Source organism: Variovorax sp. Sphag1AA (assembly GCF_014192575.1).
Lineage (GTDB): Bacteria > Pseudomonadota > Gammaproteobacteria > Burkholderiales > Burkholderiaceae_C > Variovorax.
The window spans coordinates 622319-647292 of sequence record NZ_JACHYC010000002.1 but is presented as its reverse complement, the minus strand read 5'-3'; the positions used below and the strand labels follow the sequence as shown (position 1 = coordinate 647292).

Genomic DNA, 24974 nt, shown 5'->3' with positions numbered 1-24974 from the left:
CTAAAAGCATCATCTCCAGATCAGCGCGATAGCCAAGCCGATAAAAACGACACAGATTGATGCAATCAACAAGGTCAAAGCGATCATCTCTAGAGCCTTCGAAGCGACTAAAGAATTTCCGAGAACTGCTCCACTAAAAAATGCGAGCGCCGCTCCCCAATACGCCATTCGCCAAGAGAGAATTTTGATCTTTCCTCTTGGTGGATCGAATTTCATTTTCTCGAAATAGAGAAACAATGCGACCATGCTCGCAAACAGCATCAAGAAGACACTTGCCGTCATTTTGCGTTTTTCCAAAGCGGGTAGTTTTCTTGAACGAGCCTGATTGCTCCCGCACCTACCGCCTCACCGACAAAGAGTCGAGCAGAAGTTGCCGCCCTTCCAATCCCGAGGTTTTCCTCGGAATCGGTGAGAGTCGTGACATTGCCACCTATTCCAGCGCCCCCAAAGGCAGTAGCGCCGTAGTATGTCGTCGTTCCGAGGCGAGGAAGCCCTTGCGCTATAGCTCCGACCAACCCGATAGAGGCGCCTTGTTGAGGTCCCAAAACCACTCCAGCAGACGTATAGGTAACTGCACTCAGGCCGTCGTAGCTGAACCCCGCCGCTATGCCGAATTCGCCGTACCCTCCTAGCCAGCCCCCCGCCGCATTTGCTCCAATTCCAATTTGGACAGTAAATCCCGTATCAAGCGAGAGGTCGGCAATTGAAAAATGCGGCTGACCAACTGCTGCAGGCGGCAATGAAAATCTGGGAGCATCGGCATCGAGGGCTCCTGCTGCAGCAAAAGCGTTTGCGCTCTCCGTCGAATATGTTGCCGCGTAACTCAGAAAGCGATTTCCCTCGGCGGTATTGCCCGTGTTGTAGGCGGCAACCGCTTTGGCGCCAAACGTCGTCGCCGCATCTTGGAATACCGCTCCCGCTCGCGCTCTATCGGCTAGTGCGACCGCTATAGCCAAACCTGTGTCCCGGCCGCTTTCCGCAACTAACGCGCTCGGCGCCGCACCCCCTTGCTCAAGACGAAGATCAAACAGTAACTCGGACGTCCTGTCACCAGGCAAATCCGTCGGAAGCCCCGACGGCTTAGCAGCATCCAGTGCCTTTCTAGTCTGGCTCACTTCGTCTCCACAGGCTTGAACGTGGCGCTCACCCGGTGTCCGCGGCACAGAGGCATCACTCATCCCCGACCATTCGTGCTTCTTCATGTAGTCCAGCGCGGCATTGCTGCTGCTGTTGCTGGGACCTCTGGATGTGTGACCCCACGACACCCGGTGAAGTGAGGCGATGTCCCCGTCCGAGTCGTCCTGATCGCTCGGAATCGAAGCCGACTGTCCGTACGCGGCCCCCTGTGAAGCGCGGCGGCGATTCGCGCCGACTGCGCCGCCGCCGCCCATGCCAAATCCAAACGCCGAAAGCGACAGGAACTGCCCCAGCACGCCCCTGAAGAACGCCGCAGCCATCGGCGGCGTCGAGACGATCAACACCGTCATGAGCAACCCCACACCGCCTTGCTGCATCGCCTGGCTGGTGAAACCCTCGGCATTCGTGCCGGTGATGGCCGAGAGGGCCTGAGTGCCCCACAGCGCACCTGCTACGCGCAGTGTCAGTTCCAGCACCATCGAGATCATCAAGTTGAGCACCGCCATGGAAAACAGGGTGCCCAGGCCGTACATCAGCCAGCGATGAAAGAGTTCCTTCGTCGAATTGAAGGCCAGGCACAGTACGAACAATGGTCCGAAGCCGATGATCAGCGCCATGGCCACTTGATACAGCAGCAGCATCGCTCCGGCAGCCATCGCAGGGCCTGCGGTACCTAGCGTGGCGACAAGCATCGCCCGGGCCTTCGTGCGCGCCGTGGCGACATCGTCCGCAGGCACCTGCACCGCATCGATCGCACCCATGGCGAGTTGGGTATAGGCCAAGTTCTTGTCGATGGAGGCCACAGGCGAAGCAGCCGAGCCGGTGACCAATTCGTTGATACCGCGCGCCAGTCCGGTGGTGAGGAACTCCTGCAACTGGAGGCCACCCAGCGCCATGGTGGATGCAATGGAGACGACAACGGCAATCCTGCTCATGTTCGTCACCACCGCCGCCAAGGGCTCACGCGATTGGCCGGTGATGAGGCGATAGCCCTGGATCAGCACCCAGAGAGTGATCAGGACCAGCGCGATGGCACTGACCCAAGTCATAGCGCGACCCATGACGTCGACACTGAACTGGATGATTCTTTGACTGAGCCAGTTATGGATCAGCGCGAAGTAGACGAAGTCGCCGATGTTCGTCAAATTGCTGGCATCTGCAATGGGCATAGGTGCACGGGCCAATTCCTCGCGAAACGAGTAAGGCCTTCTTGGTTGACTTCTGATGTGTGACCCCGAAAGCCTATCACCCACTCAACCGGCCACTGCTTCAACGCTCCCACCAGCGCTCCCCGAATCGCCCCTGCAGGAACGCCACGAAGCTCGACACCTTGCCGGGCACGAGCTTCGGCGAGGGGAACACCGCGTGGATTTCCTGCTCCGCGAGCGCGTGATCGGCCAGCACTTCGTCCACCTGCCCCGAAGCCAGCGAATCGCTCGCCACATATCGCGGCATCAGCGCGATGCCCAATCCCGCCCGCGCGGCAGCCAGCACCGCCGACACATTGTTGGACCGCAGCCGCCCCGACACCGGCACCGAGACTGGCTCGCCCTTCGGCGTGTGCATGTGCCACACGTCATCGCCCACCACGCTGCTGTAGATCAGCGCCACATGCGCGCTCAGGTCTTGCGCCTTCTTCGGTGTGCCGTGCTCCTTCAGATAGTCCGGCGCGGCGACCATCACCCATGGATTCATGCCGAGATAGCGCGCGCCCAGCGATGAATCCGCGAGCTTGCCCATGCGCACCGCCACGTCGATGCCTTGTGCGACGAGGTCCACATACCGGTCCTCGAAGCTGAGATCCACCTGCACTTGCGGATGCCGCGCCATGAACTCCAGCGCCAGCGGCACGATGATGCGTCGGCCGAACGCGGTCGAGGTGCCGATCCGCAGCAACCCCTGCGCCTGCGATTGCCGCAGCTTGACGATGCTGTCTGCCTCCTCCGCGTCGCGCACGATGGACTTGCACTTCTCGTAATAGAGCGCCCCCGCCTCGGTCAGGCTCACGCCGCGGGTGTTTCGGTTGAGCAGCCGCACTTTCAGCCGCGCCTCCGTCGCCGCGACCTGTTTGGTGACGGTGGGCTGGGTGGTGTTGAACTCGCCGGCGGCTTTCGAAAAGCTGCCGGTTTCCACCACGCGCACGAACATTTCCATTGCCAACAGTCGGTCCATAGGGCCGGATCGTAGTCCGACTTATTCCGCCATGGAATAGGCTTTATGGCCCCCCGCCGTCTTCTGCCGAAGGCCCCCGATTCCTACAGTGGAGCCCATCCCAAGGAGACTTCAAATGGCAAAGATGACCGCGGCCCAGGCCGCCGTGCTCGTGATGGAAAAAGAAGGCGTCACCCAGGCTTTCGGCGTCCCAGGCGCCGCCATCAACCCGCTGTATTCCGCGCTGCGCAAGCAGGGCAGCATCGCCCACATCCTCGCGCGCCACGTCGAAGGCGCATCGCACATGGCCGAGGGCTACACCCGTGCCGTCGCCGGCAACATCGGCGTGTGCATCGGCACTTCCGGCCCGGCGGGCACGGACATGATCACCGGCCTCTACTCGGCATGGGCCGATTCGATCCCGATCCTCTGCATCACCGGCCAGGCGCCGCGCGCACGGCTCTACAAGGAAGACTTCCAGGCGGTCGACATCGAGTCGATCTCCAAGCCGGTCACCAAATGGTCGGTCACGGTCCGCGAGCCCGGCCAGGTGCCGCAGGTCTTCCAGCAGGCCTTCCACCTCATGCGCTCGGGCCGCCCGGGCCCGGTGCTCATCGACCTGCCCTTCGACGTGCAGATGGCGCAGATCGAGTTCGACATCGACACCTATCAGCCGCTTCCGGCCTACAAGCCCGAAGCCACCCGCGCCCAGATCGAAAAGGCGATCACGATGCTCAACGCCGCCGAGCGCCCGCTGATCGTGGCCGGCGGCGGCATCATCAACGCCGACGCGAGCGATCTGCTCGTTCGCTTTGCCGAAGCGACTGGCGTCCCAGTCATCCCAACCCTGATGGGCTGGGGCATCATTCCCGACGACCATCCCCTGATGGCCGGCATGTGCGGCCTGCAGACCAGCCACCGTTACGGCAACGCGACGATGCTCGCGAGCGACTTCGTCCTCGGCATCGGCAACCGCTGGGCTAACCGCCACACCGGCTCGGTCGACGTCTACACCAAGGGCCGCACCTTCGTGCACGTCGACATCGAGCCCACGCAGATCGGCCGCGTCTTCACGCCTGACTTCGGCATCGTCTCCGACGCCAAGGCCGCGCTGAAGCTCTTCGTCGAAGTCGCCGAAGAGATGAAGGCGAAGGGCAAGTTGCCCGATCGCGCCAAGTGGGCCGGCGAATGCCGCGACCGCAAGAAGACGATGCTGCGCAAGACCAACTTCGCCGACGTGCCGATGAAGCCGCAGCGCGTGTACCAGTGCATGAACAACAACTTCAGCCACGACACCTGCTACGTGAGCACCATCGGGCTCTCGCAGATCGCGGCCGCGCAGTTCCTGCACGTCTACAACCCACGCCACTGGATCAACTGCGGCCAGGCCGGCCCCCTGGGCTGGACCATTCCGGCAGCACTCGGCGTGCGCGCGGCCGACCCGGCACGCAAGATCGTCGCGCTCTCGGGCGACTACGACTTCCAGTTCATGATCGAGGAGCTGGCCGTGGGCGCGCAGTTCAAGCTGCCGTACATCCACATCGTGGTCAACAACTCCTACCTCGGCCTCATCCGCCAGGCGCAGCGCGGCTTCGAGATGGACTACTGCGTGCAACTCGGCTTCGACAACATCAACGCCGGCGAGGACGCAGGCGTCGAACGCAGCTACGGCGTCGACCACCTCAAGGTCGTCGAAGGCCTCGGCTGCAAGGCGATCCGCGTGACCAAGCAGGAAGAGATGACGCCCGCCATCCAGCAGGCCGAGCAGCTCATGGAGCAGTTCAAGGTGCCGGTGGTGATCGAAGTCATGTTGGAGCGCGTGACCAACATCGCCATGGGCACCGAAATCGATGCCATCAACGAGTTCGAAGCGCTTGCAGAGAGCGTCGAAGACGCACCGACAGCGATCGCCGCAGCAATGCTCGACTGATTCCCGAGGAGACAAACAACATGCCCAAGTTCGCAGCCAACCTGACGATGCTGTTCACCGAGCTGCCGTTCATGCAGCGATTCGAGGCCGCCGCCAAGGCGGGCTTCAAGGCGGTGGAATACCTCTTCCCCTACGCCTACGACAAGAACGAGCTCGCTGCCGCGCTGAAGAGCAATGGCCTCGTGCAGGTGCTCCACAACCTGCCCGCCGGCGACTGGGACGCCGGCGAGCGCGGCATCGGTTGCCACCCGGACCGCGTCGGCGAATTCCGCGAAGGCGTCGGCCGTGCAATCGAGTACGCGACCGCACTGGGCTGCCCGAAGGTCAACTGCCTGCTGGGCAAGCTGCCGGCAGGCGTCACCGCTGCCGACGCGCGCAAGGTGGTCGTGGACAACCTGCGCTTTGCCGCAAAGGAACTCCAGAACGCCGGCATCCGGCTCTTGATCGAGCCGATCAACACCTTCGACATCCCCGGCTTCTATCTGAACCGCACCGACCAGGCGCTGTCGATCCTCGACGAAGTCGGCTCGACAAACCTGCTGGTGCAGTACGACATCTATCACGCGCAGCGGATGGAAGGCGAACTCGGCAACACGCTGTCGAAGCACATCACCCGCATCGGCCACATCCAGCTTGCGGACAACCCCGGCCGCGGCGAACCCGGCACGGGCGAAATCAACTACCCGTGGCTCTTCAAGCACATCGATTCCATCGGCTACGACGGCTGGATCGGCTGCGAATACAAGCCCCGCGGCACCACCGTCGAAGGCCTCGGCTGGCGCACCGCGCTCACGCAATAAACAAGTCACACATCAGGCAGATCAGGACAAAAGGAAAGCACGCGATATGTCGAACACGAACGCACAGAAGATCGGTTTCATCGGCCTCGGCATCATGGGTGCGCCGATGGCGGGACATCTGCTCGAAGCCGGCCATCAGCTCTATGTGAACACCCGCGGCCCGGTGCCGGAACCCTTTGCTTCGAGGGCCATGGTCTGCGCGACCGCCACCGACGTCGCCAAGCAGGCGGACATCATCTTCCTGATGGTTCCGGACACGCCCGACGTGGAGAAAGTGCTGTTCGGCGAAGACAGCGTCGCTGCCGGCCTCACCAAGGGCAAAGTCGTCGTCGACTGCAGCTCGATCGATCCGATCGCCACCAAGGAATTCGCCAAGCGCATCCTCGACCTCGGCTGCGGCTATGTCGACGCGCCAGTTTCCGGCGGCGAAGTCGGTGCGAAAGCGGCGAGCCTCACCATCATGTGCGGCGGCGACGAAGGCACCTTCGGACGCGTGCGCCCGCTGCTCGAAAAGATGGGCAAGAACATCACCCTCGTCGGCAACGTCGGCGACGGCCAAGTCTGCAAGGTCGCGAACCAGATCATCGTGGCGCTCAACATCGCCGCCGTGGGCGAGGCCCTGGTGTTCGCCTCCAAGGCAGGCGCCGACCCGGCCAAGGTGCGACAGGCACTGATGGGCGGCTTTGCCAGTTCGCGCATTCTGGAAGTGCACGGCGAGCGAATGATCAAGCGCACCTTCGCCCCCGGCTTCCGCATCGCGCTGCACCAGAAGGACCTGAACCTCGCGCTGCAAGGCGCCAGAGCACTAGGTGTCGCATTGCCCCAAACCGCCAGCGCAGCTCAACTCATGAACGCATGCGCCGCATTGGGATACGGCCAGGAAGACCACTCGGCCTTGGTCCGTGCATTGGAAGCAATGGCGAACCACCCCGTAGCCCAGGCATAGCCCCAAGCGAGGCCGAAGGCGAGCCTACGTAGATCGCCCCTGGAGCCCGGTTTGCGGTGCGGGGCTGGGGGCGCCTCTACGCCGCCGAGGAGCGCAGCCTCGGGCGGATAAGGGCTGCGCGTGTTTGAGCGAAGCGAGTTTCGCGCGGACCCCGCCTGAGGCGAGCACCGCAGGGCAGCCGCGAAGCGGCCGGCGTAGTGAAGCCCCCAGCCCCGCACCGCAAACCGGGCGGACGTCCCACAGAAAAAACAAAACCCGCCTCATGCACCCCGCAAGTCCCATCCATGAACATCCCGCATCAAATGCAGGAGCAATCGAAGCCGATCACCCTCGTTCATCCCGCGACTTTGCGTTAGCCTCTCTCCTGAGCCAGTAAGCAAGGAGACACCGATGGCCAACAAAGAACTTTCCCCTGCCGAACAGGCACTCCGTGACGCGGCCCGCGAATACCACCGCTCACCGGTCAAAGGCAAGATCTCGATCTCGCCCACCAAACCCCTCCTGAACCAGCGCGACCTCTCGCTAGCGTATTCCCCCGGCGTCGCCTACCCCTGCCTCGACATCGAGGCCGACCCCGCACTCGCCGCTGAATACACATCGCGCGGCAACCTCGTCGGCGTCGTCACAAACGGCACCGCCGTGCTCGGCCTAGGCAACATCGGCCCCCTCGCCAGCAAGCCCGTCATGGAAGGCAAAGGTTGCCTCTTCAAGAAGTTTGCCGGCATCGACGTCTTCGACATTGAGCTTGCCGAAACCGACCCCGACAAACTCGTCGACATCATTGCCTCGCTAGAGCCCACCCTCGGCGGCATCAACCTTGAGGACATCAAGGCGCCCGAATGCTTCTACATCGAGAAGAAGCTGCGCGAGCGCATGAACATCCCCGTCTTCCACGATGACCAGCACGGCACCGCCATCATCTCGGCCTCCGCGCTCCTCAACGGCCTCGAGCTCGTCGGCAAGAAGATCGAAGACGTCAAGATCGCAGTCTCCGGCGCCGGCGCAGCCGCCATTGCCTGCCTCGACGTCATGGTCGGCCTCGGCGCCAAGGCATCGAACATCTACGCCGTCGACTCCAAGGGCCTGATCTACATCGGGCGCCCCGGCGGCTTCGACGATTCGAAGACCCGCTACGCGCAAAAAGACACCGGCGCCCGCACCCTCGCCGACGTCATGAAGGATGCCGACGTCTTCCTCGGATGTTCCGCCCCCGGCGTCGTCACGCAGGACATGGTCAAAAGCATGGCCAGCCAGCCGATCATCCTGGCGCTCGCCAACCCAGAGCCCGAGATTCGCCCCGAGCTCGCAAAGGCCGTGCGCCCCGACTGCATCGTCGCCACCGGCCGATCGGACTACCCGAACCAGGTCAACAACGTCCTGTGCTTCCCGTACATCTTCCGCGGCGCGCTCGACTGCGGCGCGACCAAGATCACGGAAGAAATGAAGCTCGCCTGCGTGCGCGAGATCGCCGATCTTGCCAAGGCCGACATCAGCGAAGAGGTTGCCACCGCCTACGCCGGCCAGGAACTGGCCTTCGGCGCCGACTACATCATCCCGAAGCCCTTCGATGCGCGCCTCATCCTGCGCATCGCTCCGGCCGTCGCCAAGGCCGCGCAGGACTCCGGCGTCGCCACCCGGCCGATCGAAGACCTCGAAGCCTACCGCCAGCACCTCACCCGCTTCGTCTACCAGACGGGCATGTTCATGCGCCCGGTCTTTACCGCCGCAAAGTGCGCGACCGCCAAGCGCGTCGCGTATGCCGAAGGCGAAGACGACCGCGTGCTGCGCGCCGCGCAACTCGCAGTGGACGAAGGCCTCGCCAAGCCGATCCTCGTCGGCCGCCCCGCCGTCATCGAAGCGCGCATCAAGAAGGCCGGCCTGCACATCCGCGTCGGCACCGACGTCGAATGCGTGGACCCGGAAGACGATCCGCGCTTCCGCACCTACTGGGAGGCGTACCACAAGGTCATGGGCCGCCGCGGCATCACGCCCGAGGCGTCCAAAGCCATGGTGCGCCGCTCCAACACCACCATCGCCTCGCTGATGGTGCACCTGGGCGATGCCGACGCGATGCTCTGCGGCCTGGTCGGACGCTTCGACAGCCACCTGCGCATCCTGCAGAACATCCTCGGCCAGAAGCCCGAAGCCCCCGGCTTCGCGACGCTCAACGCGCTCACGCTCGAGAAGTACACCCTCTTCATCGCCGACACCAACGTGCATGAAGACCCGAGCGCCGAAACGCTCGCGAAGATCGCGGTCATGGCCGCCGAGGAAGTGCGCCGGTTCGGCCTGCCGCCCAAGGTGGCCTTCCTGTCGCACTCCAACTTCGGAACCTCCGAGCGTGGCTCGGCCCGCAAGATGCGCCAGGCGCGCGAACTCTTCGCCAAGATGGCACCCGACATCGAATGCGACGGCGAAATGCACGGCGACGCCGCGCTGTCCGAGGAAGTTCGTCGCAAGGCGCTGCCCGATTCGACGCTGACCGGCGAAGCCAACCTGCTGATCTGCCCGAACCTCGACGCGGCCAACATCCTCTTCAACGTGCTGAAGATGACCGGCAGCAATGGCGTGACAGTCGGCCCGATCCTGATGGGCGCGGCCGGACAGGCGCACATCCTGACCCCTTCGGCAACCGTCCGCCGCGTGGTCAACATGACTGCGCTCGCGGTCGCCAACGCAAACTCGCCGCGCTGATTTCGCGCACCAGAACAGACGCCCCGCCGCGGTGCATGCGGCGGGGCGTTTTTCTTTTTTCGCCCTGACGGCGCGGGGATACCCGCAGCCAGCGCGATGCACCCCATTGGCACATCGGAAGGGTTCGCACCAAGTGCGTGCGGGCACCGTTTTTGCTTGAATTCGTTACACCACTGAACGGAATTCGAATGAACAAGCGCCAACTGATCCAGTCCTTCCTTGCTGCATCCGCCCTCAGCTTCGGCCTCGGCACCGCCTATGCGCAGACCACGCCGATCAAGTTCCAGCTCGACTGGCGCTTCGAAGGACCTGGCGCCTTCTTCACCCATCCCGCCGCCAAGGGCTACTTCAAGGCGGCCGGCCTCGACGTGACGGTCGACGCGGGCAACGGCTCCGGCGGTGCGGTCACGCGCGTGGCATCGGGCGCCTACGACATGGGCTTCGCCGACCTCGCGGCGCTGATGGAATTCCACGCCAACAACCCCGACAGCCCGAACAAGCCGGTCGCGGTGATGATGGTCTACAACAACACGCCGGCCTCAGTCATGGCGCTCAAGAAGAGCGGCATCACCAAGCCCGCCGACCTCACCGGCAAGAAGATGGGCGCCCCGGTGTTCGATGCCGGCCGCCGCTCGTTCCCGATCTTCGCCAAGGCCAACAACATCGGTGCGGTGAACTGGACCGCGATGGACCCGACGCTGCGCGAAACCATGCTGATGCGCGGCGACATCGACGCGATCACCGGCTTCACCTTCACTTCGCTGCTCAACCTCGAAGCGCGCGGTGCGAAGACCGCCGACGTGGTGATCCTCCCCTACCCCGACTACGGCGTGAAGCTCTACGGCAACGCGATCATTGCCTCGCCGAAGCTCATCAAGGAGAACCCGGCCGCCGTGAAGGCCTTCCTGCAGGCCTTCACGAAGGGCGCGAAGGAAGTCATCGCCAGCCCCGCAGTCGCCATCGAATCGATCAAGGCGCGCGACGGCATCGTGAACAGCGAACTCGAAACCCGCCGCCTCAAGCTCGCGATCGACACCGTGGTGAACACGCCCGACGCGCGCGCCGAAGGCTTCGGCCAGATCAACGCCGGCCGTCTCGCGCTGATGGCCTCGCAGGTGTCCGATGCCTTCGGCACCAAGACGCGCGTGAACCCCGATGCGGTGTGGAACGGATCGATGCTGCCCACGTCCGCCGAGCTGAACATCCTGCGCAAGTAATGCAGGAGCAGGACAACACGCCCTTCGTCGATTTCCAGGACGTCTGGCTCGCCTACAACGAAGAGCTGCTGCGCGCCAATCACTTCGCGGTCGAGGCCATCGACCTGAAGGTGAAGCGCGGCGAGTTCATCGCGATCGTGGGGCCTTCGGGCTGTGGCAAGTCGACCTTCATGAAGCTTACGACGGGCCTGCGAATGCCGTCGATGGGCAAGATCCGCATCGACGGCCAACCGGTCACCGGCCCGCTGAAGATCTCGGGCATGGCCTTCCAGGCGCCCTCGCTGCTGCCTTGGCGCACCACCGTCGACAACGTGCTGCTGCCGCTGGAGATCGTCGAGCCCTATCGCTCCACCTTCAAGGCCAAACGCAAGGAATACGTCGAGCGTGCCCGTCGGCTGCTGCAGAAGGTCGGCCTCGGCGGCTACGAGGACAAGTTCCCGTGGCAGCTCTCGGGCGGCATGCAGCAGCGCGCGAGCATCTGCCGCGCGCTGATCCACGAGCCGAAGATGCTGCTGCTCGACGAGCCCTTCGGCGCGCTCGACGCCTTCACGCGTGAAGAGCTCTGGTGCATCCTGCGCGACCTCTGGACCGAGCAGCAGTTCAACGTGATCCTCGTCACGCACGACCTGCGCGAATCGGTGTTCCTTGCCGACACGGTGTACGTGATGAGCAAGAGCCCCGGCCGCTTCGTCGTGAAGCGTGACATCGACCTGCCGCGCCCGCGCGAACTCGAACTGACCTACACCAAGGAGTTCACCGACATCGTGCTCGAGCTTCGCAGCCATATCGGCGCGATCCGTAGCCAGGCTGCGACGACCACCGCCACCGCGATTCCCCAGTAGTCACATGAAGAACAAGAAGCTAATCGAACGCTGGTCGCCCTGGCTGCTACTGGTTGCCGTCATCGTGCTGTGGCAGATCATCTGCTCGGCCTTCGGCGTGTCGGAGTTCATCTTCCCGAGTCCGTGGAGCATCTGGACGCAGTTCTGGGAATTCAAGGAAATCATCGCCGGCCATGCATGGCGCACCTTCTGGGTCACGATGGCGGGCTTCGGCATCGCGATAGTGGTGGGCGTGCTGCTGGGCTTCGTGATCGGCAGCTCGCGCATCGCCTATGCGGCGGTGTATCCGCTGATGACCGCGTTCAACGCATTGCCGAAGGCGGCCTTCGTGCCTATCCTAGTAGTCTGGTTCGGCATCGGCATCGGGCCGGCGATCCTCACGGCGTTTCTCATCAGCTTCTTCCCGATCATGGTCAACATCGCGACCGGTCTTGCGACGCTCGAACCCGAGCTGGAAGACGTGCTGCGCGTGCTCGGCGCCAAGCGCTGGGACGTGCTGATCAAGATCGGCCTGCCGCGCTCGCTGCCGTACTTCTACGGCTCGCTGAAGGTCGCGATCACGCTGGCCTTCGTCGGCACCACGGTGTCGGAGATGACCGCCGCCAATGAAGGCATCGGCTACCTGCTGATCTCCGCCGGCTCGTCGATGCAGATGGGCCTCGCCTTCGCGGGCCTGATGGTGGTCGGCGCGATGGCGATGCTGATGTACGAACTCTTCAGCGCGGTCGAGAAGCACACCACCGCGTGGGCGCACCGGGGATCGCAAGGTGAATGACGCGCAGAAGCTGAAGGCCCTGCGCCGCGCCAACGAAGTCGCGCGGCGCGCGATGGCGATGGGCCGGCACCCCTTCGGCGCGGTGCTGGTCGCGCCGGACGGCGACACCATCCTGGCCGAGCAAGGCAACATCGACACGGTGCATCACGCCGAGGCCACGCTCGCACGCACCGCATCGCTGAACTATCCGGCCGACTATCTCGCGCAGTGCACGCTGGTGACCACCTTCGAGCCCTGCGCGATGTGCGCGGGCACGATCTACTGGGCCAACATCGGGCGCGTGGTCTACGGCGCTGAAGAAAGCGCGCTGCTCGCACTCACGGGCGATCACCCCGAGAACCCGACGCTGTCGCTGCCGTGCCGCGAGGTCTTCGCGCGCGGGCAGAAGAACATCGAAGTCACCGGCCCGGTAGCTGAAGTCGCTGAAGAGATGATCGCGACGCATCGCGGCTTCTGGGAAACGCGAGGCAATTGAGTCCGCCGCGCGGCTTGTTCGAGGGTTCGCGTTCTCCTATGCTCTGGCGCTTGCCAACTGGAGACGCAACATGATCAAGTTCAGCGTGATGTACCCGCATACGCCCGGGTCCCGCTTCGACCATGACTACTACCGCGATTCACACATGCCCATGCTCAAGCGGCTGATGGGCGATGCGTGCAAGTCGTACACCATCGACAAGGGCCTCGCCGGCGGCGCACCCGGCGCGCCGCCGGCGTATGTCGCCATGTGCCATGTCTTCTGCGATTCGGTCGAAGCCTTCCAGGCCGCGTTCGGACCGCACGCGAAGGAGATCAGGGCCGACGTGGCGAACTACACCGACATCACGCCTGTGGCGCAGATCAGCGAAGTGGTGGTGGGGTAGCTCAGTCGTAGAGCAGCGTCACGATCGCGGCGGAACGCACGTGCTGCGGTGTCGCCGCCGCCGGGCGGATCGAGAGGCCGCGGCCATCCGGACCGACGCGGCAGCCTTGCCCCGAGAGCGGCGCCGATGCGCCGGAGCGGGCGTCGGTGCAGCGAACGACGAGATCCGACCGGCCCACCGCTTCGACACGTGCGGTCACCTGCGGAAGACTGCGTGCATCGCCGGTCACGCCGATAGCGGTCCATCCGTTGCGCGAAGAAGCCGCCACTGCTGGCAAGGTGGCAGGCGCATTGACCTCATAGGTCGCAACGACGAGAGCCCCGCTGAAATTGATGACGCCGCCGATCGCATCGGGCATGCAGGACACCGCGAGCAGCAGCGCCGCGGCCTTCGTGACGCCGCCCTTGAACAGAACTGAACGTTGCATGGTCACTCCCTGAAAACGGGCTGCGACTTCGGAACGATTTCCGCTTGTTCCAGCACATTTGCTGACAATGATTGCATCGAGAACGAGCGCCCCCGAGCCACTGCGTTCGACTTGATCGCGACCGAAAGCGCGGCTAGGCTGATTCGCTTTTGATCAGACGAGACGCGTCTCGATCTCCGTCTTCACTTCGGTCATCAGCCGGTGCAGCGGGCACTTGCCCGCCACGCGCAACAGCTCCGCGCGCTGTTCTTCGCTGAGGTTGCCGGTCACGCGCAATGATGTGTCGAGCCGATAAGTGCCCTTGCGCTCTTCGCTGTCGTCACGGTCCACCACGACTTCAATCTCTTCCACCGGAATGCCCTTGCGCTTGGCATAGACCAGCACGGTGAGCGCCTTGCAGGCGCCGAGCGAAGCGTCGTAGAGGTCATGGGGCTGCGGTCCGGCATCTTCGCCGCCGGCGGCAACGGCCGCGTCAACCGGAATCTCGTGTGCGCGGATGCGAACCGTGTGTCGCGTGCCGCTGATGTCGTCGCGGCGAACCGTGATGGTCATGGAGGTCTCCTGAGGATGGTCCACGATCGTAGCGGTCACCGATGTACTTCGCTCTCCCCGTGCTTTGCGAGCAACTGCATCAGGTGCTTGCGGATCAGCATGCCCGGGCGGTCCGACTCCATCGAGTACTCCACGCCGCGCCGGCGCGTATCCACCAGCGCATCCGGGTCGGTCGATTCGAGGATGTCCTTGTCCTCGCGCGTGATCTCCTCGTCGAAGTCGATCAGCATCTGCGCCGCGCAATCGGCCTCGGTGTCGTTGCGGAACAGCCATTGGCACAACTGGATGCGGCCGTCGTCGATCGGCGTGAAGCAGTTGATGATGATGTGGCGGATGCCCGAGGGGTATTCGATGTCGAGCCGGCGCGAGAACGGCAGGAAGTAGGCATTGCGCATGTGCCGCGTGGTGATCGGGTCCGTCACGCCGCTGATCGCATGGAACTTGACGGGGTTCACCGCGTCGATGACCGTCTCTGCGTAGAAGCCGACTTCGTTCTCGACCAGTTCGTACTTGCTCGGCTTGGGGCTCGCGGCCACACCAAAGGTCGCGCGGTGCACGAAGCTGAAGTGCGAGTTGTCGAAGGAGTTCTCCAGCGCGCGCATCGGGCTGGTCTGCCACTCCTCGTAGAACTGATGAATGGTGCGGAAGGCCGCATCGTCGTATTCAGGCACTGCCGGGATGTCCGCGATCGGATCTTCCAGCGCGACCCACGCATAGCCGTAGCGCGCAGTGCAGTGGTAGGCCGTGGTCTTGTACTCCGGGGAGATCTTGCGGTCGGGCTCGTACTGCGGGATGCGGATCACCTGGCCGCCGCGGTCATAGGTCCAGCCGTGATAGCCGCACTGGATCGCACCCTGGCTGCAGGCCTTGCCCTCCGCATCGACGCACCAGCCTTTAGAGAGCTTCGCGGTTCGATGGCAGCAACGATCACGCAGCGCGGCAGGCTGCCCATCGGCATCGAGGAACAGGACGATGTTCTCGCCAAGCAGCGTGAAGGGCTTGGGCCCCTGCTGCAGATCGGCTAGCGGCATGACGGCATGCCAGAACTTGCGGAAGACGGGTTGCTGCGTGACGAGCATGGGAAAGACTCCTTCGGATGTGCGTGGGGACGACCATGAAAGAGCAATTTCCCACCGCGGACGGGGCCGGGCTGAACGCTTCTACTCTGCGTTGATGCTCATGCAAGTTACGCGCCCGGATGCGCTGGCATGCCTCCTGCATCACGACGGTCGAGAGTAGAAGCGTTCAGCAGCGCACGCACACCCATCGTGCGCCGCCCGGAAATTGCTCTTGAGGCGCCCAGCCCTGATGACACGGCGGGCGCTCAGGACCCACGAACTTTCCGGAGATCTCTTCATGCAACGCCGTTCCTTCATCGCTTCCGTCGCGGCCGGTGCCGCCGCCTTCGGCGCGCCCAGCGTCTTCGCCCAGAACCCCAAGCTCACGCCGCTCAAGTTCACGCTCGACTTCCGTATCAACGGGCAGACCTCGCCCTTCTTCCTGGCGGAGAGCAAGGGCTACTACAAGGACGAAGGGCTCGATGTGACGATCGACACGGGCGCGGGCTCGGTCGCCTCGATCACGCGCATCGCAAGCGGCGTCTATCAACTGGGTCTCGGCGACATCAGCTCGCTCGTCGAGTTCAATGCGCAGAACCCTGGCACTCCGGTGGTGCAGGCGGTCTACCAGTACTACAACCGCGCACCATTCGTGATCATCGGCCGCAAGGACCGCGGCATCACGGGTGACTTCCAGAGCCTGCAGGGCAAGAAGGTCGCCGCCGCGGCGGTCGAATCCACCCGCCGCGCATGGCCGATGGTCGCGCGCAAGAAGGGCATGAAGGGCGACGCCTTCCAGTGGCAGACCACCGACTTCAGCGCGCGCGACAACGTGATGGTGCGCGGCGACGTCGATGCAGCGACCTACTTCCACGACTCGGCCATTTCGCTCTTCGCGCGCATGAAGCTCGACGAGCTGTCGGTGCTCAAGTATTCGGATGCGGGCGTCAACCTCTACGGCAACGCGATCCTCGCCAGCAGCAACCTGATCGCGCAGAACCCGAAGGCGGTGGCCGCCTTCCTGCGTGCGACCAATCGCGCGATCGTCGAGACCTTCGCGAACCCGGCGCCGAGCATTGCGGCGATGCGGCAGCGCGAGCCGATCCTCGATGCGAAAGTGGAACTCGACCGATGGGCGATCACGGCCCAGTACGTTGGCGCGGAAGACACGCGCGCCCATGGCCTCGGCGACATCCGCAAGCTCACGCTCGAACAGCAGGTCGACGAAGTAGCCGATGTGTTCGGCCTCAAAGTCAAACCATCGGCCGACGCCATTTTCAACAGCTCGATGCTGCCGGCCCGCGCAGAACGTAGCATCAAGGCATGACCGCGCTCCCACCTGACTTCTTTCCGACCGAATCCCCGCTCGACGAACGCGACGGACGCTACCTGCGCAAGGCCATCGTCTGGTCGCACGCGGCCCGGCGACGTGGCAACCGGCCGTTCGGCGCGGTGATCGTGTCCGCCACAGGCGAAGTGCTGGCCGAGGCCTACTGCAACACGGCTGAGACAGGTGACGTCACCGGCCATGCCGAAACCAACGCGGTGCGGATGCTCGCCGAGCGCAAGCTCCCGCGCGAGGAACTCGCCGGCGCGACGATCTATTCGTCCGGCGAGCCTTGCGTGATGTGCGCGGGCGCGATCTTCTGGGCCAACATCGGCCGGGTGGTGTTCGGCATCGATGCGGAGCGCCTGCGGGTGTTTCGCGGTGAACGTGGCGACCAGCGTGATGCGGAGTTGTCGTGCCGCGATGTGTTCCGCGCGTCGCCGCATCCGATCGAGTGCATCGGCCCCGCGCTCGTCGACGAAGCCGCTGCGGCGCACGACGGCGCCTGGAAGACCTGAGCGCTCAGCGCGCAGGCGGCAGCGCGAAGACTTCGATGCTGGTCAGGTTCGAGACCGAGCGCGTCGCCTTCGCGTCGGACGTGACGACGAGCCGCGCCATGCCGTTGCGATCCAGCGGCTTTCCGTCGACGCTGTAAGCGACCAGCACCATCTTGCCGCTGAGCGCCGAATCGATCTCCCCGATCGACAGCACGGTGCGGTAGCCGTCGCTGCCGGTCGCCACGGCGTACATCGCGATCAATGGATTGCGTCCACTGCCGGGCTTGATGCCGCCCGAGGCGCTTTCGAGCAGCGTCCAGAGGCTGACACCGGTGTAGACGCCGCTGCTCGTGATCTGCTGGGTGCTCGGCAGCGCCTGGAGCGCCGCCAGGTCGAAAGTCGACGGCTTGCCAACTGCGCCCGACACCGAGAAGCTGGGCGCGAATCCACCCTTGCCGGCTGCATCCGGAGTGCCGCCCGGCGCATTGCCCGCCCCCGCGGCACAGCCCGCAACGGCCAGCGCCACCAGCATCAGAAGCCCGAAACACCACTGGCGAATTGCGATGCGCATGGCTTGTCACTCCAGGAGATTCGCGATGTATTCATTCTGACATCACGGCCGGATCGATTAACCTCCGCGCCATGAAATCCAAAGTGCAGTTCCGCCTGCGCATCTACCGCGACGAGAGCATCGCCATCGGTCCCGGCAAGATCGCGCTGCTCGAAGCCATCGCGGAAACCGGCTCCATCTCTGCCGCTGGCCGGCAGCTTGGCATGTCGTACCGCCGCGCATGGATGCTGATCGACGAGATGAATCGTGCGCTCAGTTCGCCGGCGGTCGCCACGGCCACCGGCGGCACGCACGGCGGCGGCAGCGCACTGACGCCGGTCGGCGAGCAGATCGTGCGCCACTACCGCGCCATCGAAAGCACATCGCGCGTCGCCGCGGCAGCCGACATCACCGCACTGACACGCCTGCTCGCGCCATGACCATCAGCCTGCGGCCCATCGGCATCGTGCACAGCCGCTTCACCGAAGTGGCGGGCATGCCGATCCAGACCGCCGGCGCGCCGGACGAGCCGGGCCGCATCGAAGTCCTTCCCGAATTCGCGGCCGGGCTCAAGGACATCGAGGGCTTCGAGTACTTGATTCTGCTCACGCACATGCACCGGGCCAGCAAGGAGTTGCTGGAGGTCGTGCCCTTTCTCGACACCGAGACGCATGGCGTCTTCGCGACCCGTGCGCCGGCACGCCCGAACCGGATCGGCCTGTCGATCGTGCGGCTCGTGTCGGTCGAAGGATGCACGCTTCACTTCACCGGCAACGACATGCTGGATGAGACGCCGGTCCTCGACATCAAGCCCTATGTGCCGCGTTTCGACGCGCGCGGGACCGATCGGGTGGGCTGGTTCGCCGCGAGGCTCGATCAGTTGCCCAAGGTGCGGTCCGACGACCGCATGGCCTGATCGGCGGCGTTCGGCTGTCCCGGCCAGCGCGAAAGCACCGCCTGCGACAGCCGCTCGCGCGCACGCGGTGGCGGCTCCGCGATGGTTCCGATGCTGATGAAGCCCGCAAGGTAGTCCCCCTGCGCCACGCCGAGCTGCCCGGCGAGGATCGGGTCGAAGCAGCGCTCCCCGCTCAGCACGATCGCGCCGTAGCCAAGCCGGTGCGCCGCGCCGAGGATGCTGCCAAGCGCCGCACCCGCACCGAGCCACTGGTCGCGCATCGGCACCCGGGTCCGCCGGCGGGGACACACGACGAAGCCCAGCAGCATCGGCGCGCGCAATGCGTGCTCGCGGGCCCGCCTGAGATCGAACTCGCCGGCCAGCGGATCGCGCCGCAGCTTCTCCTGCTCGAAGCAGCGAGCCAGCATCTCGCGCGTCTCGGGTCGGAATTCAATCAGGCGCCACGGCAGAAGGCCCCCGTGATCCGGAGCGCGCAGCGCGGCCTGCACGATGGCTTCGAGTTCGTCGGCGTTGGGAGCGGGTGCCTTCAGGCGCTTTGGCGAGACGGAGCGCCGCGAGATGAAGTCTTCCAGCCTCTGCTCGGCGAGCGTCAGCGCATCCAGCACGTCGGTCATCCTCCGCAGGCGGCGCCCGCCTTGCGGCTCAGGACGTCGCCGATGTCCTGAGCATCCGCGAGCGCAACCAGGAAGGACTGCGCCTCGCCGCCCGCGGTCACTACCGAGATCACGAAGCGGCTGGAGTCCAGCTCCTGCTCGACACGCCATTCATGGACTTCGGCGACGCGACGAAGCTCCGGCCTTCCGTCGACGGAGCGAACCACGGTGTCGTACTCGGGATGTCGCATGGTGTGACTGGGTTCAGTTGCTTGCAGTCGCGATCTTGCCTCATCGCTGTATCGGTGAGTATATGAAGATTGATCTTTTCTTGATCGACACTTGCGCCCTTCTACTCCTTGTTTTCCATGTGTAACAATGCCGTCATTCCCTCAAGTGCATGACGATCGCCTTCCTTTCATCGATGGACTGGTCACCTCTGGTGCTCTCGGTCAAGGTCGCGACCTTTGCGACGCTGCTCGCACTGGTGGCAGGCGTCATGCTGGGCTGGCTCTTCGCGCGGAAGCCGTTTCCGGGCTCCCCGGTCCTTGAGTCGCTGTTCATGCTGCCGCTGGTGCTGCCACCCACCGTCATCGGCTACGGAATCCTCGTTGCGGCCGGCCGGCGCAGCCCGCTCGGCGCCTGGCTGCGCGAGCATTTCGACTACACGATCATCTTCAGCTGGCACGGCGCGGTCGTGGCCTCGGCGGTGGTGGCGCTGCCGCTGGTGCTCAAGTCGGCCAGCGCGGCGTTCGAGCATGTGGACCGATCGCTCGAGGCGGCGGCCAGCACGTTGCGCCAGTCCCCCCTGTCCGTTTTCCTGCGTGTGACGCTGCCGCTCGCGTGGCCGGGCATCCTCGCGGGCACGCTGCTCGCCTTTGCGCGTGCCATGGGCGAGTTCGGCGCGTCGCTGATGGTCGCGGGCTCGATCCCCAAGCAGACGCAGACCCTGTCCATGGCCATCTATGACGCCGCGCAGGCCGGCAACGACGACCTCGCGCTGGTGCTGGTCGTCGTCACGTCATTGCTTTCGATCACCGTGCTGGTTCTGTCGAACCGGTTTTTCTCACTCCGCTGACGCCAAGGAGCCCCTTCATGCGCACGTCCCGTCTCGCCACCCGCCTTGCTTCCATCGTTCTCGCCTTGGCGCTGCCGGTTGGCGCCATGGCGCAGCAGCTCACGGTGTCGGCTGCCGCGAGCCTGACCGATGCCTTCAAGGAAATCGGCACCAAGTTCGAGGCGAGCAAGCCGGGCGCGACCGTGCGCTTCAACTTCGCGGCCTCGGGCGTGCTCCTCCAGCAGATCAGCCAGGGTGCGCCGGTCGACGTGTTCGCCAGCGCCGACCAGGAAACCATGGACCGCGCCGTGACCCAGAAGCTGATCGATACCGCCACGCGCAAGGACTTCGCGACCAACAGCCTCGTGCTGATCGAGCCCGCCCAGGGCGGCGCCGGCCTCAAGACGCTGCAGGACCTCACCGGCCCCAACGTGAAGAAGATCGCCATCGGCAAGACTGCGACCGTGCCGGTTGGCCGCTACACGCGCGAGGCGCTCGAGGCCGCCAAACTCTGGGCTCCGCTCGAACCCCGTTTCGTGCAGGCCGACAGCGTCCGCCAGGTGCTCGACTACGTCAGCCGCGGTGAAGCGGAAGCCGGCTTCGTGTACCGTACCGATGCCGCCGTGATGGGCGACAAGGTGCGCGTGGTGCTCACGGCGACCGGCCACACGCCCGTGTCCTATCCGATCGCCGTGACTGCCGAGAGCAAGGAGAAGGCGTTGGCAAAGGATTTCATCGCGTTCCTTTCCACCGAGCAGGCGCAGGCGGTGCTGACGCGCTTCGGCTTCGGCAAGCCGTGATCGACGTCGACCTGCAACTGACAGTCACTGACGGCACGCGCCGCTTCGACCTCGCGGCGCGCTTTGCCACGGACGTTCCTTTTGCCGCACTCTACGGCCCATCCGGCGCCGGCAAGTCGCTGACCTTCCAGGCCATCGCCGGGCTGCTCCACCCATCGCGCGGACATATCAAGGTCGACGACCGCACGCTGTTCGATTCCGCTCAGGGCATCGACGTGCCGACGCCCGAGCGGCGCATCGGCTACCTGTTCCAGAACTACGCGCTGTTTCCGCACCTCACGGTGCGCGAGAACGTGGCGTTCGGGCTCACCTCGTGGCGCAAGCGGCGTCTTTCGCACGAAGACGCCGAGCAGGTGGACGCCCTGCTGCGCAGCTTCGATCTGGGCGCCATGGCCGACAGCCGTCCGCGCACCCTGTCCGGCGGACAGCAGCAGCGCGTGGCGCTGGCGCGTGCGCTGGCGTGCCGCCCGAAGGTTCTGCTGCTGGACGAGCCCTTCGCGGCACTCAACCCCATGCTGCGCAGCGCCGTGCGGCAAGATCTCGCCGCAATGCAGCGCGAGTGGGGCATTCCGGTGCTGATGATCACCCACGACATCGACGACGTGCTCGACCTGGCCGACGTCGCTTTCGTCTATGAGGCTGGCCAGGTGACCCAGGAAGTCAATCTGCGCGACGGCACCAGCCGATCGCTGATGACGCAGAAGCTCGGCGTGCCCGCGCGGCTCGAGGAAACACCCGAGCGCAGGAAGCTGCGCCGCCTGCTCCACGGTGGGTAGAGTCGCGGCGCGCCACGAGAGCCTCAGTCCGTGCCGACCATCACGCTCGACGCCTTGATCACCGCATAAGCCTTGCCGCCCTCCGAGAGGTTGAGCGACTGGGCCGAGCTGCTGGTGATCGTCGAGACCACCTGCACACCAGGAGCGATTTCGAGCGTGACTTCCGTGGTGACGGGCCCCCGGACGATGGACACAACCTTGCCGGGAAGAACGTTGCGGGCGCTGATTTTCATGGTGGACTCCGTGAAAACGCGCAGTTTACTCACCGAGCTGCGATCACACGATATGCTTCGCTGTACATCACGGACGAAGCACATTCCCATGGACTGGCTGCAGATGCAACGATCGGACGACACAAAATCCCAAGTGATTCAGCGTGTAGAACTCGATTGCGTCGAGCTTCTTGAGCAAGAGAATGGATTCGTTCTCGGATTCGTCGATATGCAAAACGGAACATATCGAATGCAGCTTCCGTCCTGGGCGCTCCACCAGTTGATGCGCGCACTCCCCCGCCTCGACGCGGCACTGCAGGCGCGTAGCCGCTTGAACAGCGCGCTGATTGCCTACCCGGTGACGCAATGGAGCGCCGAGCGGACCGGTGTCGACGACGCAGTCGCCCTGTGCCTGCAGACCGATCGCGGCGTCGAATCGGGCTTCCTTCTTTCCAGGGCGGACGCGTCTGCCCTCCACGCCGCGCTCGGTGAAGCGATCCATGCACCCGAGGCACTTCGTCATCGCTGAGCACGCGAAATCCCTACACTCGGTCCATGCCCTGGCACGCGCAACTCGACCTCGACTACCGTCTCGAACAACAACGCAGCACCGCGCGCTTCCGACACGACGGGCCGCTGCGCATTCTCCAGAGCCTCTATCCCGAGGGCGACGCGGTCTGCCACAACGTACTGGTGCATCCACCCGGCGGGCTGGTGAGTGGCGACACGCTGGACATCCGCGTGCGAGCCGCCTCGGGGAGCCACGGACTGATCACCACCCCGGGTGCCAGCCGCTTCTACCGCTCTGAGGGTGAGCTCGCTCGCCAGCGCACAGAACTCACGCTCGAGCCCGGCGCACGCCTCGAATGGCTGCCGCTCGAAGCCATCTGCTACAGCGGCTGCCGCGCCGAGAACCGGCTGACCCTGCGTGTCGCACCGGGCGCCGAACTCATCGGCTGGGACGTGACCGCGCTCGGCCTGCCCAATGCAGGCAAGCCTTTCGAGCACGGCACGCTGCAGCAGCACATCGAGGCGCCGGGCGTCTGGCTGGAGCGCGGGCGAATCGACGCAAGCGATCTGCGGCTGCTGCAGAGTCCGCTCGGCTTTGCAGGGCATCGCTGCATCGCATCGATCTTCTTCGTCGCCGGCTCGCCGATTGCCCGCGAGCGGCGTGAAGCGGCGCTCGATGCGGCGCGGTCGCTGATCGAGCGGCATTCGCTGCAAGAAAGCGCCGGCGTCACCAGTCCGCACGCCGAGGTCATCGTGCTGCGCGCGCTGGCGCCGGTGGTCGAACCGGCAATGCAGCTGCTGCGCCAGGTCTGGATGGCCTGGCGCGCCGAACTCTGGAAGCTCCCGGGCCAGCCGCCTCGTATCTGGGCGATGTAGCCGCGCCATCCGGGGGACGCCGACGTGCGCATCGATCGAAGCGACATCCCGGCCCGCCTCGATCGCCTGCCCTGGTCACGCTGGCATTGGCGTGTCGTCATCGCGCTCGGCGTGGCGTGGGTGCTCGACGGGCTGGAGGTCACCCTGGTCGGCTCGCTCGGCGGCGTGCTGGAACGGCCGGACACGCTGGCGCTGACCGCGACGCAGATCGGCTGGTCCGGATCGCTCTATATCGCGGGGGCGGTGATCGGCGCGCTGGTCTTCGGACGGTTGGCGGACCGGCTCGGCCGCAAGCGGCTGTTTCTGTTGACGCTCGCGGTCTACGCGGTCGCGACGCTGGCGACCTCTCTTTCGACCGGCTTCGCCTTCTTCGCCGCTTGCCGCTTCGCGACCGGGCTGGGCATCGGTGGCGAGTACGCGGCCATCAACTCCGCCATCGACGAGTTGATTCCGGCGCGTGTGCGCGGGCGAGTGAACCTCGCAATCAACGGCAGCTTCTGGATCGGGGCGGCACTGGGTGCGGGAGTGAGCCTGTGGCTGCTCGACCCGCGCGTGTTGGGGCCGGTGGCCGGCTGGCGCGTCGGCTTCGCATTGGGCGCGGTGCTCGCGCTGGCGATCCTGCTGGTGCGGCGCGACGTGCCGGAAAGCCCGCGCTGGCTGATCGCGCACGGCCGAGCGGAAGAAGCCGAAGCCATCGTGCGGCGCATCGAGCAAGAAGTGGCGAAGCAGCACGGTCCGCTGCCAGCCGCCGTCGGCCATGTGCACTTCGGCGCACGCGCCGAGCCCGGCTGGCGTGAAGTGCTGCATGTGCTGCTGCGTCGCTATCCACAGCGCAGCATGGTCGCGCTGGCGCTGATGATTTCGCAGGCCTTCTTCTACAACGCGATCTTCTTCACCTACGCGCTGGTGCTCACGCGATTCCACGGCGTGCCCGAAGGCAGGGTCGCGCTCTACATCTTTCCCTTTGCGCTCGGCAATGTGCTCGGGCCGCTGATCCTCGGGCCGTTGTTCGACCGCGTGGGCCGGCGGCGGATGATCGCGCTGACCTATGTGTGCTCGGGTATCGGGCTTGGGCTGACCGGATGGGCCTTCATGCAGGGCCTTCTCGATGCACGCAGCCAGGCCCTGTGCTGGTCGGCGGTGTTCTTCCTTGCGTCGGCCGCCGCGAGCTCGGCCTATCTCACGGTGAGCGAGGTCTTTCCGCTGGAGATGCGTGCCATCGCGATATCGATCTTCTATGCGGTCGGCACGGGTGCGGGAGGCTTCGTCGCGCCGGCGCTCTTCGGTGCGCTGATCGAGACCGGCAGCCGCGGCGCGGTGGCGATCGGCTATGCAGTCGGCGCGGTGCTGGTCATCGTGGCCGGATCGATCGCATGGCGCTGGGCGGTGGATGCGGAGCGCAAGCCGCTCGAGGAGATCGCGCCGCCTCTCGGGTCCGCGCCGCACGACGCGCCAGGGCCGCGCGCCTGAT

At 64.9% G+C, this 24974-nt stretch carries 29 protein-coding genes; 19 read left to right on the top strand and 10 right to left on the bottom strand.

Translation table 11 applies throughout. From position 1 onward, the window contains the following. Nucleotides 1–9: 9 nt before the first annotated feature. The 3 genes from FHW64_RS09590 to FHW64_RS09580 all read right to left on the bottom strand — a co-directional run bounded on the left by FHW64_RS09590 (nt 10) and on the right by FHW64_RS09580 (nt 3309). Nucleotides 10–282, bottom strand: coding sequence for a hypothetical protein (locus FHW64_RS09590; RefSeq protein WP_184525411.1), 273 nt, complete (start codon nt 280–282; stop codon nt 10–12). Further along, nucleotides 279–2306: a type IV secretion system protein gene (locus FHW64_RS09585; RefSeq protein ID WP_184525409.1), complete on the bottom strand. Its 2028-nt coding sequence runs from the start codon at nt 2304–2306 to the stop codon at nt 279–281. The genes FHW64_RS09590 and FHW64_RS09585 overlap by 4 nt, the downstream gene beginning before the upstream one ends. 100 nt (nt 2307–2406) lie before the next feature. Further along, nucleotides 2407–3309, bottom strand: a complete 903-nt coding sequence (locus FHW64_RS09580) for a LysR family transcriptional regulator (protein ID WP_184525407.1) — start codon at nt 3307–3309, stop codon at nt 2407–2409. A 115-nt stretch (nt 3310–3424) separates the two neighbouring features. On the opposite strand from FHW64_RS09580, the gene gcl reads away from it, so the two are divergent. The 9 genes from gcl (at nt 3425) to FHW64_RS09535 (ending at nt 13352) form a co-directional block, all read left to right on the top strand. After that, nucleotides 3425–5218, top strand: coding sequence for a glyoxylate carboligase (gene gcl / locus FHW64_RS09575; RefSeq protein ID WP_184525405.1), 1794 nt, complete (start codon nt 3425–3427; stop codon nt 5216–5218). A 20-nt stretch (nt 5219–5238) separates the two neighbouring features. Next, entirely contained in the window at nt 5239–6018 is a 780-nt protein-coding gene (gene hyi, locus FHW64_RS09570) for a hydroxypyruvate isomerase (RefSeq protein ID WP_184525403.1), read from the top strand. Between the two features lie 46 nt (nt 6019–6064). Further along, entirely contained in the window at nt 6065–6964 is a 900-nt protein-coding gene (locus FHW64_RS09565; RefSeq protein ID WP_184525401.1) for a 2-hydroxy-3-oxopropionate reductase, read from the top strand. 390 nt (nt 6965–7354) lie between these two features. Next, nucleotides 7355–9658 carry an NADP-dependent malic enzyme gene (locus FHW64_RS09560; protein WP_184525399.1) on the top strand — a complete coding sequence of 768 codons (2304 nt, stop codon included), beginning with the start codon at nt 7355–7357 and terminating at the stop codon, nt 9656–9658. A 188-nt stretch (nt 9659–9846) separates the two neighbouring features. Next, complete coding sequence (locus FHW64_RS09555; RefSeq protein WP_184525397.1) at nt 9847–10875, top strand: ABC transporter substrate-binding protein; 1029 nt, start codon at nt 9847–9849, stop codon at nt 10873–10875. After that, nucleotides 10875–11717: an ABC transporter ATP-binding protein gene (locus FHW64_RS09550; protein WP_184525395.1), complete on the top strand. Its 843-nt coding sequence runs from the start codon at nt 10875–10877 to the stop codon at nt 11715–11717. The genes FHW64_RS09555 and FHW64_RS09550 overlap by 1 nt, the downstream gene beginning before the upstream one ends. A gap of 4 nt (nt 11718–11721) precedes the next feature. Then, on the top strand, nt 11722–12492 hold the full coding sequence (locus FHW64_RS09545) for an ABC transporter permease (protein WP_184525393.1): 771 nt from the start codon (nt 11722–11724) through the stop codon (nt 12490–12492). Continuing rightward, a complete protein-coding gene (locus FHW64_RS09540) occupies nt 12485–12967 on the top strand; it encodes a nucleoside deaminase (RefSeq protein WP_184525391.1) in 483 nt (160 codons plus the stop codon). The genes FHW64_RS09545 and FHW64_RS09540 overlap by 8 nt, the downstream gene beginning before the upstream one ends. A 70-nt stretch (nt 12968–13037) precedes the next feature. Next, nucleotides 13038–13352: an EthD family reductase gene (locus FHW64_RS09535; protein WP_184525389.1), complete on the top strand. Its 315-nt coding sequence runs from the start codon at nt 13038–13040 to the stop codon at nt 13350–13352. Nucleotide 13353: 1 nt separating this feature from the next. Here the strand turns inward: FHW64_RS09535 and FHW64_RS09530 are convergent, their stop codons facing one another. The 3 genes from FHW64_RS09530 to FHW64_RS09520 all read right to left on the bottom strand — a co-directional run bounded on the left by FHW64_RS09530 (nt 13354) and on the right by FHW64_RS09520 (nt 15410). Continuing rightward, on the bottom strand, nt 13354–13779 hold the full coding sequence (locus FHW64_RS09530; protein WP_184525387.1) for a hypothetical protein: 426 nt from the start codon (nt 13777–13779) through the stop codon (nt 13354–13356). 153 nt (nt 13780–13932) lie between these two features. Further along, the gene (locus tag FHW64_RS09525; protein WP_184525386.1) at nt 13933–14331 is read right to left on the bottom strand and encodes an OsmC family protein; all 399 of its coding nucleotides are present in this window, start codon (nt 14329–14331) and stop codon (nt 13933–13935) included. Nucleotides 14332–14366: 35 nt separating this feature from the next. Beyond that, nucleotides 14367–15410 carry an aromatic ring-hydroxylating dioxygenase subunit alpha gene (locus FHW64_RS09520; RefSeq protein ID WP_184525384.1) on the bottom strand — a complete coding sequence of 348 codons (1044 nt, stop codon included), beginning with the start codon at nt 15408–15410 and terminating at the stop codon, nt 14367–14369. Between the two features lie 277 nt (nt 15411–15687). On the opposite strand from FHW64_RS09520, the gene FHW64_RS09515 reads away from it, so the two are divergent. Further along, nucleotides 15688–16716: an ABC transporter substrate-binding protein gene (locus FHW64_RS09515; protein WP_184525382.1), complete on the top strand. Its 1029-nt coding sequence runs from the start codon at nt 15688–15690 to the stop codon at nt 16714–16716. Then, nucleotides 16713–17234, top strand: a complete 522-nt coding sequence (locus FHW64_RS09510) for a nucleoside deaminase (RefSeq protein WP_184525380.1) — start codon at nt 16713–16715, stop codon at nt 17232–17234. Before FHW64_RS09515 ends, FHW64_RS09510 begins: the two co-directional genes overlap by 4 nt. 4 nt (nt 17235–17238) lie before the next feature. Here FHW64_RS09510 and FHW64_RS09505 read toward each other — a convergent pair whose 3' ends face one another. Further along, entirely contained in the window at nt 17239–17784 is a 546-nt protein-coding gene (locus FHW64_RS09505) for a molybdopterin-dependent oxidoreductase (RefSeq protein WP_184525378.1), read from the bottom strand. Nucleotides 17785–17855: 71 nt separating this feature from the next. On the opposite strand from FHW64_RS09505, the gene FHW64_RS09500 reads away from it, so the two are divergent. Both FHW64_RS09500 and tsaA read left to right on the top strand, forming a co-directional pair. Further along, the gene (locus tag FHW64_RS09500) at nt 17856–18203 is read left to right on the top strand and encodes a winged helix-turn-helix domain-containing protein (RefSeq protein WP_184525376.1); all 348 of its coding nucleotides are present in this window, start codon (nt 17856–17858) and stop codon (nt 18201–18203) included. Next, entirely contained in the window at nt 18200–18679 is a 480-nt protein-coding gene (gene tsaA, locus FHW64_RS09495) for a tRNA (N6-threonylcarbamoyladenosine(37)-N6)-methyltransferase TrmO (protein ID WP_184525374.1), read from the top strand. Before FHW64_RS09500 ends, tsaA begins: the two co-directional genes overlap by 4 nt. On the opposite strand, the gene FHW64_RS09490 is transcribed toward tsaA, so the two are convergent. Beyond that, nucleotides 18640–19293 (bottom strand): nitroreductase, encoded by a 654-nt coding sequence (locus FHW64_RS09490; protein ID WP_184525372.1) that lies wholly within the window; start codon nt 19291–19293, stop codon nt 18640–18642. The two genes, tsaA and FHW64_RS09490, sit on opposite strands and share 40 nt — an antisense overlap. Further along, nucleotides 19290–19523, bottom strand: a complete 234-nt coding sequence (locus FHW64_RS09485) for a hypothetical protein (protein ID WP_184525370.1) — start codon at nt 19521–19523, stop codon at nt 19290–19292. Before FHW64_RS09485 ends, FHW64_RS09490 begins: the two co-directional genes overlap by 4 nt. A 149-nt stretch (nt 19524–19672) precedes the next feature. On the opposite strand from FHW64_RS09485, the gene modB reads away from it, so the two are divergent. The 3 genes from modB to FHW64_RS09470 are packed head-to-tail and all read left to right on the top strand — an operon-like array spanning nt 19673 to nt 21905. Then, nucleotides 19673–20350, top strand: coding sequence for a molybdate ABC transporter permease subunit (gene modB / locus FHW64_RS09480; RefSeq protein ID WP_260303728.1), 678 nt, complete (start codon nt 19673–19675; stop codon nt 20348–20350). Nucleotides 20351–20367: 17 nt separating this feature from the next. Then, nucleotides 20368–21129, top strand: coding sequence for a molybdate ABC transporter substrate-binding protein (gene modA, locus FHW64_RS09475; RefSeq protein WP_184525368.1), 762 nt, complete (start codon nt 20368–20370; stop codon nt 21127–21129). Next, entirely contained in the window at nt 21126–21905 is a 780-nt protein-coding gene (locus FHW64_RS09470) for an ATP-binding cassette domain-containing protein (RefSeq protein WP_184525366.1), read from the top strand. The genes modA and FHW64_RS09470 overlap by 4 nt, the downstream gene beginning before the upstream one ends. A 23-nt stretch (nt 21906–21928) precedes the next feature. Here FHW64_RS09470 and FHW64_RS09465 read toward each other — a convergent pair whose 3' ends face one another. Further along, nucleotides 21929–22138 carry a molybdopterin-binding protein gene (locus tag FHW64_RS09465; RefSeq protein ID WP_184525364.1) on the bottom strand — a complete coding sequence of 70 codons (210 nt, stop codon included), beginning with the start codon at nt 22136–22138 and terminating at the stop codon, nt 21929–21931. A gap of 88 nt (nt 22139–22226) precedes the next feature. On the opposite strand from FHW64_RS09465, the gene FHW64_RS09460 reads away from it, so the two are divergent. Genes FHW64_RS09460 through FHW64_RS09450 form a run of 3 tightly spaced genes read left to right on the top strand, consistent with a single transcriptional unit; the run spans nt 22227 to nt 24973 of the window. Then, nucleotides 22227–22646, top strand: coding sequence for a hypothetical protein (locus FHW64_RS09460; protein ID WP_184525362.1), 420 nt, complete (start codon nt 22227–22229; stop codon nt 22644–22646). Between the two features lie 26 nt (nt 22647–22672). Next, nucleotides 22673–23503, top strand: coding sequence for an urease accessory protein UreD (locus tag FHW64_RS09455; protein ID WP_184525360.1), 831 nt, complete (start codon nt 22673–22675; stop codon nt 23501–23503). A gap of 24 nt (nt 23504–23527) precedes the next feature. Further along, the gene (locus FHW64_RS09450) at nt 23528–24973 is read left to right on the top strand and encodes an MFS transporter (RefSeq protein ID WP_184525358.1); all 1446 of its coding nucleotides are present in this window, start codon (nt 23528–23530) and stop codon (nt 24971–24973) included. Nucleotide 24974: the final 1 nt, after the last annotated feature.